The 15,811-nt window shown below is 42.1% G+C and carries 17 protein-coding genes; 8 read left to right on the top strand and 9 right to left on the bottom strand.

The genetic code is table 11. The annotated features are described in order from the left end of the window. The first annotated feature begins 49 nt into the window (after window positions 1-49). From FIV01_RS14340 to FIV01_RS14330, 3 genes are all read left to right on the top strand, one after another. Window positions 50-3,193 carry a bifunctional diguanylate cyclase/phosphodiesterase gene (locus FIV01_RS14340; protein ID WP_152431745.1) on the top strand — a complete coding sequence of 1,048 codons (3,144 nt, stop codon included), beginning with the start codon at window positions 50-52 and terminating at the stop codon, window positions 3,191-3,193. Between the two features lie 65 nt (window positions 3,194-3,258). Continuing rightward, window positions 3,259-4,038, top strand: a complete 780-nt coding sequence (locus tag FIV01_RS14335) for a class I SAM-dependent methyltransferase (protein WP_152431577.1) — start codon at window positions 3,259-3,261, stop codon at window positions 4,036-4,038. A 102-nt stretch (window positions 4,039-4,140) separates the two neighbouring features. Then, window positions 4,141-4,629, top strand: a complete 489-nt coding sequence (locus tag FIV01_RS14330) for a hypothetical protein (protein WP_152431576.1) — start codon at window positions 4,141-4,143, stop codon at window positions 4,627-4,629. A 35-nt stretch (window positions 4,630-4,664) separates the two neighbouring features. On the opposite strand, the gene FIV01_RS14325 is transcribed toward FIV01_RS14330, so the two are convergent. Both FIV01_RS14325 and uspA read right to left on the bottom strand, forming a co-directional pair. Beyond that, window positions 4,665-5,540: a carboxylate/amino acid/amine transporter gene (locus tag FIV01_RS14325; RefSeq protein ID WP_152431575.1), complete on the bottom strand. Its 876-nt coding sequence runs from the start codon at window positions 5,538-5,540 to the stop codon at window positions 4,665-4,667. Window positions 5,541-5,596: 56 nt separating this feature from the next. Next, window positions 5,597-6,022, bottom strand: coding sequence for a universal stress protein UspA (uspA, locus tag FIV01_RS14320; protein WP_152431574.1), 426 nt, complete (start codon window positions 6,020-6,022; stop codon window positions 5,597-5,599). 155 nt (window positions 6,023-6,177) lie between these two features. Between uspA and ftnA the strand changes: the two genes are divergently transcribed. From ftnA to FIV01_RS14305, 3 genes are all read left to right on the top strand, one after another. Then, window positions 6,178-6,705: a non-heme ferritin gene (gene ftnA / locus FIV01_RS14315; protein WP_114787650.1), complete on the top strand. Its 528-nt coding sequence runs from the start codon at window positions 6,178-6,180 to the stop codon at window positions 6,703-6,705. 73 nt (window positions 6,706-6,778) lie between these two features. Next, window positions 6,779-7,102: a universal stress protein UspB gene (gene uspB / locus FIV01_RS14310; RefSeq protein WP_114787651.1), complete on the top strand. Its 324-nt coding sequence runs from the start codon at window positions 6,779-6,781 to the stop codon at window positions 7,100-7,102. 105 nt (window positions 7,103-7,207) lie between these two features. Continuing rightward, complete coding sequence (locus FIV01_RS14305) at window positions 7,208-8,401, top strand: BaiN/RdsA family NAD(P)/FAD-dependent oxidoreductase (protein ID WP_152431573.1); 1,194 nt, start codon at window positions 7,208-7,210, stop codon at window positions 8,399-8,401. A 190-nt stretch (window positions 8,402-8,591) separates the two neighbouring features. Here FIV01_RS14305 and FIV01_RS14300 read toward each other — a convergent pair whose 3' ends face one another. The 7 genes from FIV01_RS14300 to tssD form a co-directional block, all read right to left on the bottom strand. Continuing rightward, complete coding sequence (locus tag FIV01_RS14300; RefSeq protein ID WP_152431572.1) at window positions 8,592-9,548, bottom strand: hypothetical protein; 957 nt, start codon at window positions 9,546-9,548, stop codon at window positions 8,592-8,594. A 124-nt stretch (window positions 9,549-9,672) separates the two neighbouring features. After that, window positions 9,673-10,305 (bottom strand): hypothetical protein, encoded by a 633-nt coding sequence (locus FIV01_RS14295; RefSeq protein WP_152431571.1) that lies wholly within the window; start codon window positions 10,303-10,305, stop codon window positions 9,673-9,675. Between the two features lie 293 nt (window positions 10,306-10,598). Beyond that, window positions 10,599-11,219, bottom strand: coding sequence for a hypothetical protein (locus FIV01_RS14290; protein ID WP_152431570.1), 621 nt, complete (start codon window positions 11,217-11,219; stop codon window positions 10,599-10,601). A gap of 138 nt (window positions 11,220-11,357) precedes the next feature. Further along, window positions 11,358-11,492: a hypothetical protein gene (locus FIV01_RS20885; protein ID WP_281361323.1), complete on the bottom strand. Its 135-nt coding sequence runs from the start codon at window positions 11,490-11,492 to the stop codon at window positions 11,358-11,360. A 197-nt stretch (window positions 11,493-11,689) separates the two neighbouring features. Beyond that, entirely contained in the window at window positions 11,690-12,007 is a 318-nt protein-coding gene (locus FIV01_RS14285) for a hypothetical protein (protein WP_152431569.1), read from the bottom strand. Beyond that, window positions 11,994-12,716: a hypothetical protein gene (locus FIV01_RS14280; RefSeq protein WP_152431568.1), complete on the bottom strand. Its 723-nt coding sequence runs from the start codon at window positions 12,714-12,716 to the stop codon at window positions 11,994-11,996. The genes FIV01_RS14285 and FIV01_RS14280 overlap by 14 nt, the downstream gene beginning before the upstream one ends. Window positions 12,717-12,718: 2 nt before the next feature. After that, on the bottom strand, window positions 12,719-13,225 hold the full coding sequence (gene tssD / locus FIV01_RS14275) for a type VI secretion system tube protein TssD (protein WP_152431567.1): 507 nt from the start codon (window positions 13,223-13,225) through the stop codon (window positions 12,719-12,721). 422 nt (window positions 13,226-13,647) lie between these two features. Here tssD and katE1 point away from each other — a divergent pair, with 422 nt between their 5' ends. Both katE1 and FIV01_RS14265 read left to right on the top strand, forming a co-directional pair. Further along, window positions 13,648-15,162, top strand: coding sequence for a catalase KatE1 (katE1, locus tag FIV01_RS14270; protein WP_152431743.1), 1,515 nt, complete (start codon window positions 13,648-13,650; stop codon window positions 15,160-15,162). An 87-nt stretch (window positions 15,163-15,249) separates the two neighbouring features. Next, window positions 15,250-15,714 (top strand): ankyrin repeat domain-containing protein, encoded by a 465-nt coding sequence (locus FIV01_RS14265; RefSeq protein WP_152431566.1) that lies wholly within the window; start codon window positions 15,250-15,252, stop codon window positions 15,712-15,714. Window positions 15,715-15,811 lie beyond the last annotated feature (97 nt).

Below are 15,811 nucleotides of genomic sequence, written 5' to 3'. Positions count from 1 at the left end.
ATAGTGATACTATTAGATTAATTGCCACCTTAATATGAGAGCTATTTTAGTGCGCTTTTGTCTTATTCTTCTAGCGGTATTTTATGCAGCGCTCTCGCATTCTCATGGTGCAAGTAAAGATGTCCTCGTGGTGCATTCATATCACCAAGGCTTTTTTTGGACCGACGCTTTCCAGCTAGGGTTGGAAGATGTGTTGCAAGATGATCATTTAGTTTTGAGAGTTGAATACCTCGATTCAAAGCGGATACAAGATCCCACCTATTTAGAACAGCTTTATCAGTTATATAAAACCAAGTTAAGCCAAGAAGCCTTTACTGCAATTGTTGTTAGTGATAATAACGCGCTTGATCTGATGCAACGTTTAGCATCAGAAGTCGGTGAAACACCAGTAATATTTGGTGGGATAAATCACTACAGCCCGAATATGCATTCTCAATTAAGAGCGACGGGAGTGATCGAAGATATCGATATTTACAGCAATATCGCTCTGATAGAGCGTATTCAACCCGAAGTTAAGAAAATCTACGTGGTCAGCGATTATTCTGTTTCTGGAGAGCTTGTGCGCCTGCAAGTGACCGAATTTTTAACCGTCAACCCCGAATATAAGCGTATCGTTGAGCAAATTACTCCTGAAAGTTATCAAGAGTTAATAGACCTGTCGAAAACCTTGGATAAATCGAGCAGTATCTTATTTTGTATGTACCACAGAGATAAAAATGGCTGGATCACTGAAGAGGCACAATGGCAAGAGCTTAATCGTACGTCTGGGGCGCCTATCTACCTTGTCCACGATTTGGGTTTAGGTAAGGGGGCGGTAGGCGGATTTATTCAAAGCGGAAGAACCCACGGCCAGCAAACGGCCAACCAGCTCCTTAAAGTATTGCACTTTAATTCCAAGAAAATGCCTAATGTTGAAATGGGCACGCCAGAAATAAAACTAGACTACCAAGCGGTTAAGAAATGGGATTTGGGGATTGATGGTGAAGTGTCGACCATTTTATTTAATAAGCCTATACCTTTTACCGTTCGCTATCAGCGTGAGCTGAAGATATTTGTCAGTGTTGTAGTATTTTTGACCTTGATTATCATGGCGTTGGTGTACTATTTGAGCCGGTTAAAACGAAGTGAGTCGATAGCAAGAGAAAGTCAGATGCTCATTGAAATGGTATTTGACCAAAGCTATCACTTTATTGGCCTTTTGGACGGTTACGGCCGAGCGGTTTCCTGCAACAGTAAACTTCAAGAGCTGCTTTATCATCAAGACTACAGCGTTGATCAGCCAATTTGGCAACACCAGCACTGGGAAACGAACTCAGCGAAGCTTTTAAAGCATTACTTCGACAAAGAAGATACCAAACAAAGTGCCCAATTTGAAGCTGAGATTTGGCATTCAGAGCAAGGTGCAATGGTCCTAGAAATAGCGCTTAAACCCTTACCTGATAATGGCCAAGGAGTTAACTATCTTTTTGAAGCGCGAGATATTACGTCGCGAAAAATTACTGAGACGAAGTTATTTCAGCGCGAAGCAAATCTAAGTCATTACTATGACCAGCAACCTGTGATGATGATTACTTTGGATGAGCATAATTGTGTTCAGCAAGTGAATCATTTTTCTGAACTCTTACTTGGTTATGAACCTGAACGCTTGCTTGGTCATCGACTGGTGGAGTTCTATTGGCACTCAGATGCGGTCACGCCAAGGCAGGTTTTACTCCAACCCAAGCAAGCAATGTGTGGCGTTTGGCGACGCGAGATTGAATATCGTCATGCCGATGGCCATGCAATATGGATTCGTGAAAATATACGACCATTGGTTGAAACTGGGCATTTATTGATTGTTGGTGAAGACATTACCGAAACTAAGCATTTGGCGGAGCAACTCGAATATCAGGCGCGGTATGATTTACTCACGGGTACCTATAACCGGAATCAGTTTGAAGCCGAGTTAGAAAAAGCACTGATTGAAGTGGAAAGTTATACGCGAACCCATGCCATGCTCTATCTGGACCTCGATCAATTGAAGGTGTTAAATGATACCGCGGGTCATGAAGCAGGAGATATGGCGATTCAATTTTGTGCCAGTATGCTCCAAGAGGTATTGCCGTATAACGCTATCCTTGCTCGTATGGGTGGAGATGAGTTTGCGGTATTACTCAAAGACTGCACTGAGCGAGATGCAACAAGCGTTGCCAGCTCGATTATTTGGGCGCTCAGTGATCAACACTTTGTTTGGGATGACATTAGATTAAACTTGACCTGCTCAATTGGTATTCGCTTGATAGACCATACTGCTGAGTCTCCCCAAATGGTGCATGCGCAAGCCGATACAGCATGCCACGCAGCCAAAGAGGAAGGGCGTAACAGGTTTAATCTTTACTGCCAAGATGATGAAGATCTTCGTCGCAGAGAGCAGGAAATGGAATGCGTTAGCTTTGTTCATGACGCTCTTGCTAACAATCGAATCGAGTTATTCGCCCAGCAAATCTTGGCTTTGGATGACAATGAGCCTCTGATGCATTTTGAAATACTGATCCGTATTCGAGACGCTGAAGGTGAATATATCGCACCGGGTATCTTTATGCCTGCTTCTGAGCGCTACAACATGGCACAGCTGCTTGATAAACAGGTAGTTACTCAAGCTCTCGATTGGTTTGAAGCAAACCCAGAGGCTCTAGAGCACCTGGGGATGTGTTCGATTAACCTGTCGGGGCACTCTATAGGTAACCAAGAATTTATCAGCTTTTTACTCAACAAGCTGCAATTTAGCCGAGTTCCATGTAGTAAGATTTGCCTTGAAATTACAGAGACTGCAGCAATGAGCAACATGAAGCAGGCGATTGCATTATTCACTCGGTTCAAGGAGCTTGGCTGTAAGATAGCGCTCGATGACTTTGGCTCAGGGCTATCCTCGTTTGGCTATCTTAAAAAGTTGCCGGTTGATATTGTCAAGATTGATGGTCTGTTCGTACGCGAGATTGATGTCAATGATGGGGATCGCCTCATGGTTCGATCTATCAATGATTTGGCTAAGCAGATGGGTAAGAAAACGGTGGCCGAGTTTGTCGAAAACAACAGAATTCTCGATATGCTTATTGATCTTGGGGTTGATTATGCCCAAGGATACTTAATTGGCATTCCCAAACCTTTGCCCACTCTGGTTGACGAACTGCTTGCATCGGACAATCAAAAATAGTCACCCAAGACGAAATCTATTACACTTGCCCGCCTGTTTTTCGAACTCAACTTTGGAGCCAACACTTGCAGCTACAACTTATCAGCGAAGACTTCAGCCTCAATGAACAATTGAAAGATTTGTCATTTCGATGGGGGCTTACGCATGATGAGCAAAGTCCTTTTGCTTTGGTTTTAACCTCTGAGCGGTTGGAGTTAAGAAAAACGGATGAACCTAAGCTTGGTGCTATTTATGTTGATCTTGCTGGTGGTGCAGCTGCTCACAGGCGAAGATTTGGTGGTGGTAAAGGGCAGGCGATTGCCAAAGCGATAGGCATGAATAAGGGGGCTATACCAAGTGTTCTGGATGCAACCGCTGGGCTTGGGCGAGATGCCTTTGTGCTCGCTTCGCTTGGTTGTAAAGTCCAGATGCTGGAACGTAATCCTGTCGTGGCAGCCTTGCTTGATGATGGATTAATGCGTGCCAAGCGTGATCCTGAAATAGGTGATTGGGTCAGTGAGCGTCTTTCGTTGAATCATACTTCCAGCCATAGTGCACTCGAATCACTTGTTAATGATTCCAATCTTGATAGGCCTGATGTGGTTTATTTAGACCCCATGTATCCACACCCAGAAGGGAAAAAGAAATCAGCATTGGTTAAAAAAGAAATGCGCGTCTTTCAGTCTCTTGTTGGTGCTGATCTCGATGCCGATGACTTGCTGTCTCCAGCTTTAGCCATGGCGAAAAAAAGAGTTGTGGTCAAACGTCCTGACTATGCCAAGTGGTTAGGAGAGCAAAAGCCGACCATGGCAATTGAAACCAAAAAAAATCGCTTTGATGTCTATGTCAACGCGTCAATGAGCTAACTTAGACTCACGGCCTCAAGTTTTACTTTTATGCTTGCCATTAAACTCTGATATGGGTATATCATAGTAAGAATTATTCGTATTCTTGTCTGGAGTGTTTGCATGACTAAAAGCTTGTGTAAGATGAACCGCAAGCAAATTGCCGATGGATTGAGTGACATTTATCGTTTGGTGGCTGAGCCTAAGTTTGTCTGTCGCTCGTGTGCGCGTTGCTCAGCAGACAAGGCGGCACTCTGTAAGCCCACATCCATTTCGACGCTATCCCCTCATAATGCGCCAGATAACCAGCCCGCTTCTGCGGCGCAAGATAAATCCCAAGTGGTGAAAAAGGTTATTGAACAGGCCAAACAAAAGGCCAACGACAAGCCTAATATCTCCCCAGAATGCTTGCTTGAATATACCAGTACTAAAGAGATTAAAAGGGCTCAAAAGGCACTGAAAAAGCAATATAAGCAGCAAAAGCAACTACTTAAGCTAGCGAAGAAAAAGAGAAAGTTATTAAAACGGGAAGCTAAGTTAATAGCTTGTCTTGATGTGACTCAGTTTTCTGATCTCAAAAAGACCAGCTTACAAGCGAGTAACATGCATTAAAAAGCTCTCCATAGGGAGAGCTAATATCGTTGCTGCTAAGATTGGTAACTGAGTGCTACTTTGCGTTTTACCCAAGTTTCGTTAAACCATAGTGACAGCATGATAACAGCGCCGCCCACGGCTAAACGAGTTAAATCGACGTCTCTATTCCAAATGACTATGTTGACAATCAGTCCTGCTGGAACCAAGGCATTGTTCATTGCTGCTAGCGCACCGGCGTTGACTAAGGTTGCCCCTTTATTCCAGCCAAAATAACCCAATCCAGAGGCCATAATGCCAAGGTAAATAAGCACGCCCCACTGTGTGTTGGTGGTAGGCATGCGTTCTATGTTACCGAGTAAGCTGAACGCAACGACAGCGACGCACAGAGCACCGAGGTAGAAATAGCCAAAGATCGTATGCTGAGATAGGTTTACAGGCTGATTTTCAATGATGTATTTGTAACCGACTTGACCAATAGCAAAGCAAAGGTTTGCTCCCTGAACCACCAGAAAGCCAAGTAGAAAGTTTTCATTAATTCCAGCAAACTTAATCAACGCGGCTCCAGCAACGGCGATAATCGCGGTAACCAGATACCAAGGTGAAAAACGCCCTTTGAGTAAGTCGTAGATCAGAGTGACATAAATTGGGGTAAACACAGTAAACAGCAGTACTTCTGGTACAGAGAGTAAAAGAAAAGATTGATAGTAGAAGCAATACATTAAACCGAGTTGGATGCCCCCAACTGTCATAAGCTTGGCAATCAGCTTTTTATTTACTCCCCTAAATTTTAAGAATGGAAGAAACATCAAGCTTGCTAAAGCAACACGCATTAGCACAGAGAACCAAGAATCTACCTGACCAGCGAGATATACACCGATCAGGCTAAATGAGAATGCCCACAAAAGTGTGACGGCAGACAGGTAAGCCATAATCAATACTCATTATCAATAAATGGCCAGCAGTCTATACCAAAAACCAAGCAGGGTCAGTCATTAAGTGGCACGACCAACATATCGACAGGAGAGCAGTTAATGAGTTGTCTGGTTGAAGATAATAGCTTGCTCCAAAAGTCCTGATGGTGGCCACAAACTACGATATCAACATTAAACTCTCTGATGGTATCGCACAGTTCATTGCCTAAGTCACCACTGCCTACTAGGGTATGTTTAATCGGGTAGTTGGCATGCTTGGCAAAGTTTTGTAACTGCTGCTGCGAGGCTTCGATAGCTTGATGCTGGGTTTCGGCGAGGTTGATATCAATAAGTCCTGTATAGAGCTCGGCATAATTGACATCTATGTGGATAAAAGACACTTCAGCGCCGAGTGGTTTGGCTAGGGAAACGGCTTTATCGACCAGTGTTTTACTGTCTTCTGACAGGTCTACGGCAACTAATATATGCTGATAACTCATGGTGAACTCTCCATTTTAGTGTCTGTTGATAGGTTAGCATTATGATGTAAATGTTTTTGTTGAGGTGATCTCAGATCCACATTCACTCGTCAAAGTGTTAAGGTGTGGTAGTGATAAGATTCATTGAAGTAAATCAAGTTAATTAGGAGTAAGAAATGCTTTCACAGGCGATGGTTGATCAACTGAATGAGCAAATTAATCTCGAATTTTTCTCATCCAATCTATACTTACAAATGAGTGCTTGGTGTGAAGACAAAGGATTTGAAGGTGCCGCCGAGTTTCTTCGTGCACACGCGGTTGAAGAAATGGGGCACATGCAGCGACTTTTTACTTACGTAAGTGAAACAGGCGCCATGCCAATTTTGGGTGCAATTGAAGCCCCTAAGCATGAGTTTGCCAGTTTAGGTGACGTATTCCGTGAGACTTATGAACACGAGCAAATGATAACTCAGAACATCAATAAGCTTGCCCACGTCGCTTTTACGTCCCAAGACTACTCAACTTTCAACTTCCTGCAGTGGTATGTCGCAGAACAACACGAAGAAGAGAAGTTGTTTAAAGGGATCATAGACAAGCTTGATCTTGTTGGTGAAGACGGTAAAGCCCTGTTCTTTATTGACAAAGATTTAGCAGCTTTGGCGAAAGAAGGTTCATCTTCTATCATGGATGCCCCCGCTGAATAAGCTTCAGCATAAGACTTTCTAGGCAGATCGTCTTTTCTTTCTGGGCTTCTGATGAAGATGTAGGGAGGAAAAGATGATCACAGCTGATACGATTTTATTCACGTTAATGTTAATCACCTTGGTCAACATGGCCAGATACTTAACCGCCTTACGTTCTCTCATATACATTATGCGCGAAGCTCACCCCTTGCTTTATCAGCAAGTTGATGGTGGCGGATTCTTCACCGCTCATGGTAACGTGACTAAGCAGGTTAGGCTTTATCATTATTTGAAGAGTAAAGAGTACCACCATCATCATGATGAAATCTTTACCGGCAAGTGTGAAAGAGTAAGGGAGCTGTTTATTCTATCGAGTTCTCTACTCGGAGTAACCCTCTTTGCAGCTATGATTCTGTAGCTGGATAATTTGGCAAGGCCTCTAATTGGGGGTAGAATAGCGCCAATTGGCTAAGGATGTGCTAGATGCACATCCTTTTTTATTGGGTTTAAGTTGAGAAAGGTTATGACAGAGAAGTTTGATGTTGTCATTATCGGAGCGGGCGCTGCGGGTTTAATGTGTGCGGCAGAGGCAGGTAAACGTGGTCGTAATGTGCTGGTACTGGATCATGCTAAAAAGCCCGGTCGAAAAATTCTCATCGCAGGTGGTGGTCGTTGTAACTTCACTAACTATGACGTGTCGGCGAGCAACTTTTTATGCCAAAACCCTCATTTTGTTAAGTCTGCGCTATCTCAATATACCAATTGGGACTTTATTGCCATGGTCAGCAAGCATGGTATTGAGTTTGAAGAACGCGACCATGGCCAGCTGTTTTGCGTTGGTGATTACACGTCAAAAGATATCGTTAAGATGCTCTTAGCCGAGTGCGATTTGCCCACTGTTACTCAGCGCTACCAACAAGATGTCCATCATATCGAAAAGACCCAGTCTGGCTTTGTGCTTGATGTAAACACCCATTCCATTGAGTGTGATTCACTAGTCATCGCGACTGGTGGCCTGTCAATGCCAAAGCTTGGTGCAACGCCATTTGGCTATAAAGTGGCTGAGCAGTTTGGCCTAAACATCGAACCAACTACTGCAGGCCTTGTGCCTTTTACCCTTCACAAAGAGGATAAAGAAGCGTTTGCTGAGTTGTCTGGTATTGCCGTCGATGCTGAAATTACTGCCCAAGATGGCACAGTATTTAAAGAAGCTTTGCTGTTTACCCACAGAGGTTTATCTGGTCCTTCTGTGCTGCAAATATCCTCATACTGGAGGGCAGGACAAGCGGTTACGATTAACTTGGTTCCTGATGTCGATGTCGATGCTTTGCTGGCGAGTAATCTTGAAAAGCACCCCAACCAGAGTTTGAAAAATACCTTAGCTAAAGTGCTGCCCAAGCGTTTAGTAGAGGTTCTGATAGAGCGTAAAGTTCTCACAGATAAGCCACTAAAGCAGTTCACTTCTAAACAGCTAATAGAAGTCACTGAGAAACTTGAGAATTGGCGCATCATGCCCAATGGCACAGAAGGCTATCGCACCGCAGAAGTTACCTTGGGCGGTGTGAGTACCGAACATATTTCATCCAAGACGATGCAATGTAAAGACATAGCAGGCCTCTATTTTATTGGCGAAGTAGTGGATGTGACAGGTTGGCTTGGCGGCTATAATTTCCAATGGTGCTGGAGCTCAGGCTTTGTGGCAGGGCAATGGGTGTAGAGACAATAAAGTTTGCCCGCAACAATTAAATACCCATTTTATAATGGTACGACAGAATCGCTTGGTGATCACAAAAATCGCAGATCACTTCCAAACACATTCTTGGACAGTAACGTTTAGAACTGATGCTCTACAGCGTTTCTGTCAGATTAGAAAAAGTTGTTGATTCCTTGGGAATTTGTTATATGGCTTACCCTAAAGATAATAACTTTGTTATCCAGTCAGCTAACTTATAGATAACCTCTAAGGTCTCATCAAACTTGTCAACCGCTGTCATAAACGTTGCGATGACAAGTAAAAAAGTTAAAAACAACATCCTATTCTGGATACTGACTTGTGTCTTTTGAATTTCTTTTTGATGCTCTTCGTTTCGTATATTTTCTTTGGTCTGAGTAAAGTAATGAATACCTTTGCCTTTCATTTTGTATAGAGGATTAGAGTCATTGGCATGACCGACTCTGACAATTTCTCCATCTTCTACACATGCTTCCAAGATCCAATCAAGCGATTGTGAAAATTTCCTGTGAAGCGCATAGTCAAATATGCTTTTTTGACCCAAAAACAATTCAACTAAATCACTTTTATTAAAAGTCCCTTTGGTTAAAAATTTATCACTAGACATGAGGCACTCGTATATTTCGTACTTCGAGCGCAAAGGTGTACGCAGCCTTTTAGAAATACGCCAAGAACGAAGCTTTTGACGAACCTTTGAAAAGAAAATACCCATGTACATTAGGCGCAATTTGCGCCATAAAACCATTTGTACAAGCCTAGCTGGTGTACAGTGAGTGTTTTCGTCTCTCCAATAGCCTAAGTAATATGTAACATCAATGCGAGCATGTTTCAGTGCAGCTTCTGATACAAAGCATTCAATAGTCTGGTTGTCATCTAAGAACCTGTAACCCTTAATCAATTTATTAGCTTGCAATCCATTTTTTAGAGGGATAAACCTATATAGTAATTTCTGACTCCCTACTCGTTCTTTGGACATTGAATTTAACTGTTCTACTGTCCCTTGAGGGAAATATACATTAGTCTCATAAAAATCATTGTTCTTTGCAACTTCGCTAGAAAGCGAGAACCGACTTGGACAAGCATTCTTGGCAAAATAAGCCAAAGCCCAAAACTTTATTCGTTCAGTTATCAAAAAAACTCCTAACTCTGATTGCCATATAACACCCCAATCAATTGCGCATTGCGCTGTAACCAAAGCGTTTTAAAAACTTTATACCGCAATTGTGAAGCTTGACCGCGTCAATTGCATTGAATTGTTATACCACTTCATGACGCAGCTTAGGTTTCAAATAGTTTTCAACGTGTCTTATTGCTTCTAGCAACTCGTGCTTGAACTCATCAGGTTCTTCTCCTAATTCGTCATACATGATATCCCTTTTCTTTTGATCTATTCGATAGATGGCGTCTTTTTTTCCCTCATTAGCTTTAGGGTTCATCAAAACGAGATAGTGGCGAACATGTGTTAATAATTCATGTTCTAGAGAATAAATAGTTTTGAACAGTGTGTTTAGTTCATCACCCCATATAGCTTCCGCTTCAAGTTGATCAGCATACAAAGCTGTACGTTGATCCTGAACTTTCTTCCACCGGTTCTGATAGGCTTTCGAGATACCATAATAATCAATTTCTTTCGGACTCATACTCTTAGCATCATCTTCAGATGGGTGCAGTATTTCATGCGAAAGCATAACAGGATCTCGTACTCCGTTTATCGCATCTCGATACTTGAATAAGCTAACTAGTATTCTCCGCGACAATTCATATTCAGATTGACCTTTTAGTTGGCGGTGCCACGTTCCCAAACCTTTGATCGCAACAATCGCACCAGAGACAGCCGCTCCAGTCAGAGCTAAATCTTTAATTAAGGTAAAAACCTCTACACAAGTCAAGTTGACCTCCTTGTGGTATACGAGTGTCTTTTCAGCATCTAATATTTTTAGAAAATACAGACACCATAGCAACATACTGTTCTATAAGTCTTATTCTCCATTATGCTTCCAGATTACAGAGCATGTTTGTCTAGTCGCAAATGTCCAACTAAGCTCATAATCCACTATTAGTATATGTAGGTCAAAAACTGACATGAGAAAGTGGTCAGGAATCGGATGCTGGATGATTTTGGGGCAAGAGTTAGCCAGAGTTATCGTGCGAACCTAACTAACTCATAAGAGAAAGAAACTCGCTATGTCTGTAAGGCTACCAACTCTTCAGAGCTTATTGATGTGTACTTCTCAACAAACTCAACGGCTCGATTTAATGTTATGAATTCATTTTTGAAAGACTCAATTTCTGTAGAAACACGCTTTATATGGACGATATAGCAACCCGCCGCCTTGCTCATCGTAACGGTTGTTGTCTTTTCTCCCATCGTCTTAGAAGCAGAAATTACATCTGTTGTTGCTAGAAGTGTTTCTATTTGACTAACCTTTGCTCGCTCTGAAGCCGAAATCCAGATTTCACTATCTGGAGAGCTATATCTATACAAACATACAAGCATAGGTAGAGTTACTATTAATATTAGTCCATTGATAGCTAACAATTCACTACTGAATTCAAATAGAACCGGCGTAAACTGTAGTATTAAAGCAACGCATTGTAAGTAAAATAAGTTTCTCCATACTTTGGGAGTGAAAATTGGTTTTTTAAAAAGAAAACCATAAAATCCAATTAAATACAGAGTTGTAAATCCAATACTAACCAAAAACCCAACAGAAATAGCGCCCGCTAAAATTGCCGTCACCATATTGAACAATGAGAGGAGTAAATAAGCTGCTCCATAGATTACTAATCCTATTTTTTTCATTGTTAGTTTCCTAAATCAAAATAGTAGTTGTTACTTGCTAATGACTCATTGCATAAAAACGCAATATCATGTTCCTGCTTAATGCACTTCCTTCCTTTGTAAGGGGGAAAGCTTCCGTCATGGAAGGCTTTTTGACAGCTATTGTGCTAGTTTAAATATAATAAAGACAAGAGTCAGCACCACACTGGCATATACTGTAGCAAAGTGATTTTTGTATGAGTTTGCTTCTTGCTCTTCATTCTCTACATCTGAGATGGTTCCAAACCTGACCATCTTTTTTCCTTTAGCGTAAGCTCTAAGGTGGAGTTCTGAGTGTAAGAAAGAGAACGCAAAAAGCGCAAGAATCGGTAATGAGCTTTGAACTCCATTCAAAACCAAACTAATCATCAACAGGACTACCGTTGCGGCCAATGTCATGTTAAGTCTGGCTTCAATGTTGTTATTGTCTGGGAATATCTTCAATTTCTAACCTAAGAGATCGCTCTGATAAGCGTCAAAACCATGAAGATAAAGACAAGAAGAACGATAAATATATTCAAATAATATGTGTTCCTTATTGAATCTACGTCATCTGGGTCTTCCTCGGTCAATGTACCGAACTTCATCATTGGTTTTCCTTTGAAGTAATTCCTCATATGTAGTTCAGATGCAATAAAGGACAGCCCCCAAAGCCCAGCCGCTATTCCAGCGGCCTTTGGTTCGTAAAAGAAACAGGCTATCACGATGCAGATTTTGAAGGCTGTTAATGCGTTGAAAAGCTTGAGTACGTTATCGTTAGTTAGCTTCATTTAAAATGCTACCCGTAGTAAATGCTGTGGCATTCTCCACCCTTGATGATATGGCTTTGGGTATGCCAAGTAAATTTAATCTGTATGCTGCACCTTTCCCTGCTGCATAGGCCCATGCGGGGTTTAAGGTCTCATCAGAATATATGGTGTAAACATTGTCAATATGAGACAGCAGTTCAAGAGGTTTGAGGTATGGCGCAGCAATCAAGGTCATGTTGACGACTGTCATCACATCCGATCGTTTATCTTGCGTAGCGGCCTCAATATAGTCCTGAAATGCATCATCCTGAAGGTCAAAGTTTGCTCCTCTCATTAAACATTCTGGAGTGGCACAACGAGCTTTAAATCTAACGTTAAACGATTGATTGTTTACCGTCATATTTCGGCGATAACTTCCATCCTGAGAGAGTCTTTGTTGCCCACGAATTTTTCTGTGTCTTTGCGACGTTTTAATAGCTCTAACACCATCAATAAACCCCAGTTTGAGGTTTTTGAATAACTGCTTGGCTTGTTCATAACTTATAGACTGTTTTTGATATGCCTTTAAAATACTGCTAACAGCCTGACTAAACTCACGGACAGCTTTGGAATGAACTTGGCGCTCAAGCTTTAACTGTGCGAGTTGTAATAATGTAGCGGTTATAAATTGATTTGCTTCTTGTTCTAAAAGCCAGTAGTTTTCGTCTAAGCCTTCCCTTGAACCTGACATACTTACATACCCAAGCCATCTTTTATACTGGCAAGCCCATTCATCCATGAGGAAAAGCCATTTGTAGTTGCTGCTAGGTGTTTCCAGTGAATATCTCGGTATGCGATATCGACAACTTCTTGCATTTCAGAATCACCAAAATGAGCCACGTTGGGCATTTCGATATTTACATTTCTAATCAAAGCGCCAATTAAGTCAATTTGGTAAAACTTTTCTTGTGTACCGCCTCTAGGAGAATTGCGATAGAAAGTAAGCTGACACTTCAATTCAACTCCATCTGAGCATGCCTGTGATATTAGTGGACTCGATTTATCCACTTTTTTAACGATCTGAATAGGTGAGTGCACTGAACGATTTTCCCATGACATGTTATGCGAAAAGCCCAGAACTGTAATCTCGTTTTCATGGCCACTTTGATAGCCATTACCCATTGAATCTGGGGTATTACAAGCCATCGATAATAAGCCGCCTTCAATACTCTCTATGGTTAGGTAAGCAATTGTTGTCATTATATTTATCCTTTCAACTGATCGTGAAAAGATCGTAACAGTTTTTAACCTATAGTGCACCGTTGCATAATGACTATTAATGTAGTGAAAATGAAGGTTCTGTGAAAACTCACGGACTGGTTTTACTTCTCGTTAACCATAAGTTTTTCTACATTAAAGCTACCAGTTCATCTTTGTTCGAACCTCGACCTGTAACCCACTTTGGGGCATTCCCTTGCAGGCTGCTCTTCTAATAATTGGTGTAAAAACGGTCAAGTGCCTCTCTGAAAAATTTCATCGATTATCCCTATTGATTCTATTGTTGTTTCCCATTAAACAAACTTAACCATTGAAGATATAGTGTTTTTCGGGCGGAAAAGGGCTTTTGAGTATCTATTGACTACTCGATGAGTCAGTGGGTTAGCATGCATTGGAGAGCAGCCATGCAGATGTCAAAAATATCTTTGTTTATTACAGTGGGCGTGTTTAGCGCATCGATACAAGCGCAAACTCTGACAAGAGATAATGGCGCACCAGTTGGAGATAATCAGAATTCAATCGTTGCTGGAGAAAACGGCAGCGTATTATTGCAAGACGTTCATCTTATCCAGAAGCTTCAGCGCTTTGCCAGAGAACGCATTCCAGAGCGAGTGGTCCATGCACGTGGTACTGGTGCTCATGGTGAGTTTGTTGCCTCAGGTGATTTTAGTCAGCTGACTGCATCTGCTCCTTTTACCGAAAGTGGCAAGGTGACACCTGTATTTGTGCGCTTCTCGACGGTGGTTCACTCAAAAGGTTCCCCTGAAACCCTTCGCGATCCACGTGGTTTTGCTACCAAGTTTTACACTGAGCAAGGCAACTGGGACCTAGTAGGTAATAACCTACCAGTGTTTTTCATCCGTGATTCGATTAAATTTCCGGATATGGTGCATTCTCTTAAACCATCGCCTGTGACCAACGTTCAGGATCCAAACCGATTTTTTGACTTCTTTAGTCATGAGCCAAGCTCAACCAATATGTTGACTTGGGTGTATAGTAATCTGGGTACGCCTGCTAGTTACCGCACCATGAATGGTTTTGGTGTCCACGCTTACAAATGGATTAACACCCAAGGTGATGTTAATTATGTAAAGTTTGAGTGGAAGAGTCAGCAAGGTGTAGAGAGCCTTCGCCCAAATGAAGTGGCTAAAGTGCAAAGTCAGGACTTTAATCATCTGACTAATGATTTATATACCGAAATCAGTCGTGGTAACTACCCGAAATGGGATTTGTACGTCAAGGTGTTGTCACCAGAAGAGCTCAGTAAGCTCGATTATAATGGTCTTGATGCGACTAAAGTTTGGCTTAATGTACCGGATAAAAAAGTTGGTACTATGACGCTTAACCGGATACCTGAAAACTTCTTTCTAGATACCGAGCAGTCAGCCTTTGCGCCGTCAAATCTTATTCCGGGAATCGAGCCATCTGAAGATCGTCTTTTGCAAGGCCGTTTGTTTGCTTACGCTGACACTCAACTCTACCGCTTAGGTGCAAACCTATTTCAATTGCCAGTGAATCGCCCGCTCTCGACGGTGAATAATCACAACCAAAATGGCCTAAGTAATAAGGCTAAACAGGCAAATGGGGATGTGAATTATGAGCCGAGTCGCCAACTTGATTTGTCTGAAGATACGCAATTTAAAGCGGTTCAAACTCCTTTGTCTGGCACTGTGATTCAAAAGGCAATCAGCAATCCTCGTGATTATTATCAAGCTGGTGTTTTATATCGCAGTATGAGTTATCAAGATCAAAGCGATCTGATTGCTAACTTGGCTGGTGATTTAAACCAAGTTTTAGATAAAGACGTTAAGGAAACTATGGTCAGCTTCTTCTATCGCGCAGATAAAGATTATGGGACGCGCCTTGCCAAGGCGACCCATACCGACCTTGCGAGTGTTAAAAGTAAAGCCATGATGTAGGAATAAATTTTGGCCTGCGGGAGGTGTATCTGCTCTTTTCTGCCCGAAAATCAGGGCTCCCGCAGGCCATTTTTTTAGGGTAAACAAATGAAAACACTAGTATTACTAAGCTCAGTTCTTTTCTCGATCAGCCTGTCATTTAACTTACTAGCCGCAGAAACCAAGGTAGAAGAAGAATACCAAGCTTTGGTGGAGCTATTTTTTGATGCAGCGCGAATAGGTGACAATGAGGTGCTTGAGACGTTTGTATCGCAGGGCTTTCCGGTTGACCAACGCAACAACCAAAGCTATACCGCCTTGATGGTAGCTGCTTACAACGGTAATAAAGAAAGTGTGCGCTTACTTTTGGATTCCGGTGCTAATGCCTGTTTGCAAGATAAACGCGGTCACACTGCCCTAATGGGCGCACTGATAAAACGTGAAATCAGTATTGCCAGTGACCTCTACAAAGCTAAATGCTCGCCAGAGCTACGCAATAAAGCGGGGCTAAATTTGCAAGAGTTTGCTCAAATCTACGGCCAGTCTAAGGTGTTGCAGTCTTTGCAAAACTAATCACCCATTTCAGTGGATTGCGTGACAATCTTTGCTAACTTGGTATTGGTTTGATCGTTAAGCCTGAATTTACTCTAAATCGGATCAAGCGTTCAGA

It is taken from the genome of Vibrio aquimaris (assembly GCF_009363415.1).
GTDB classification, from domain to species: domain Bacteria; phylum Pseudomonadota; class Gammaproteobacteria; order Enterobacterales; family Vibrionaceae; genus Vibrio; species Vibrio aquimaris.
Note: the sequence above shows the minus strand (reverse complement) of the source record. Positions and strands in the feature narration are given on the sequence as shown.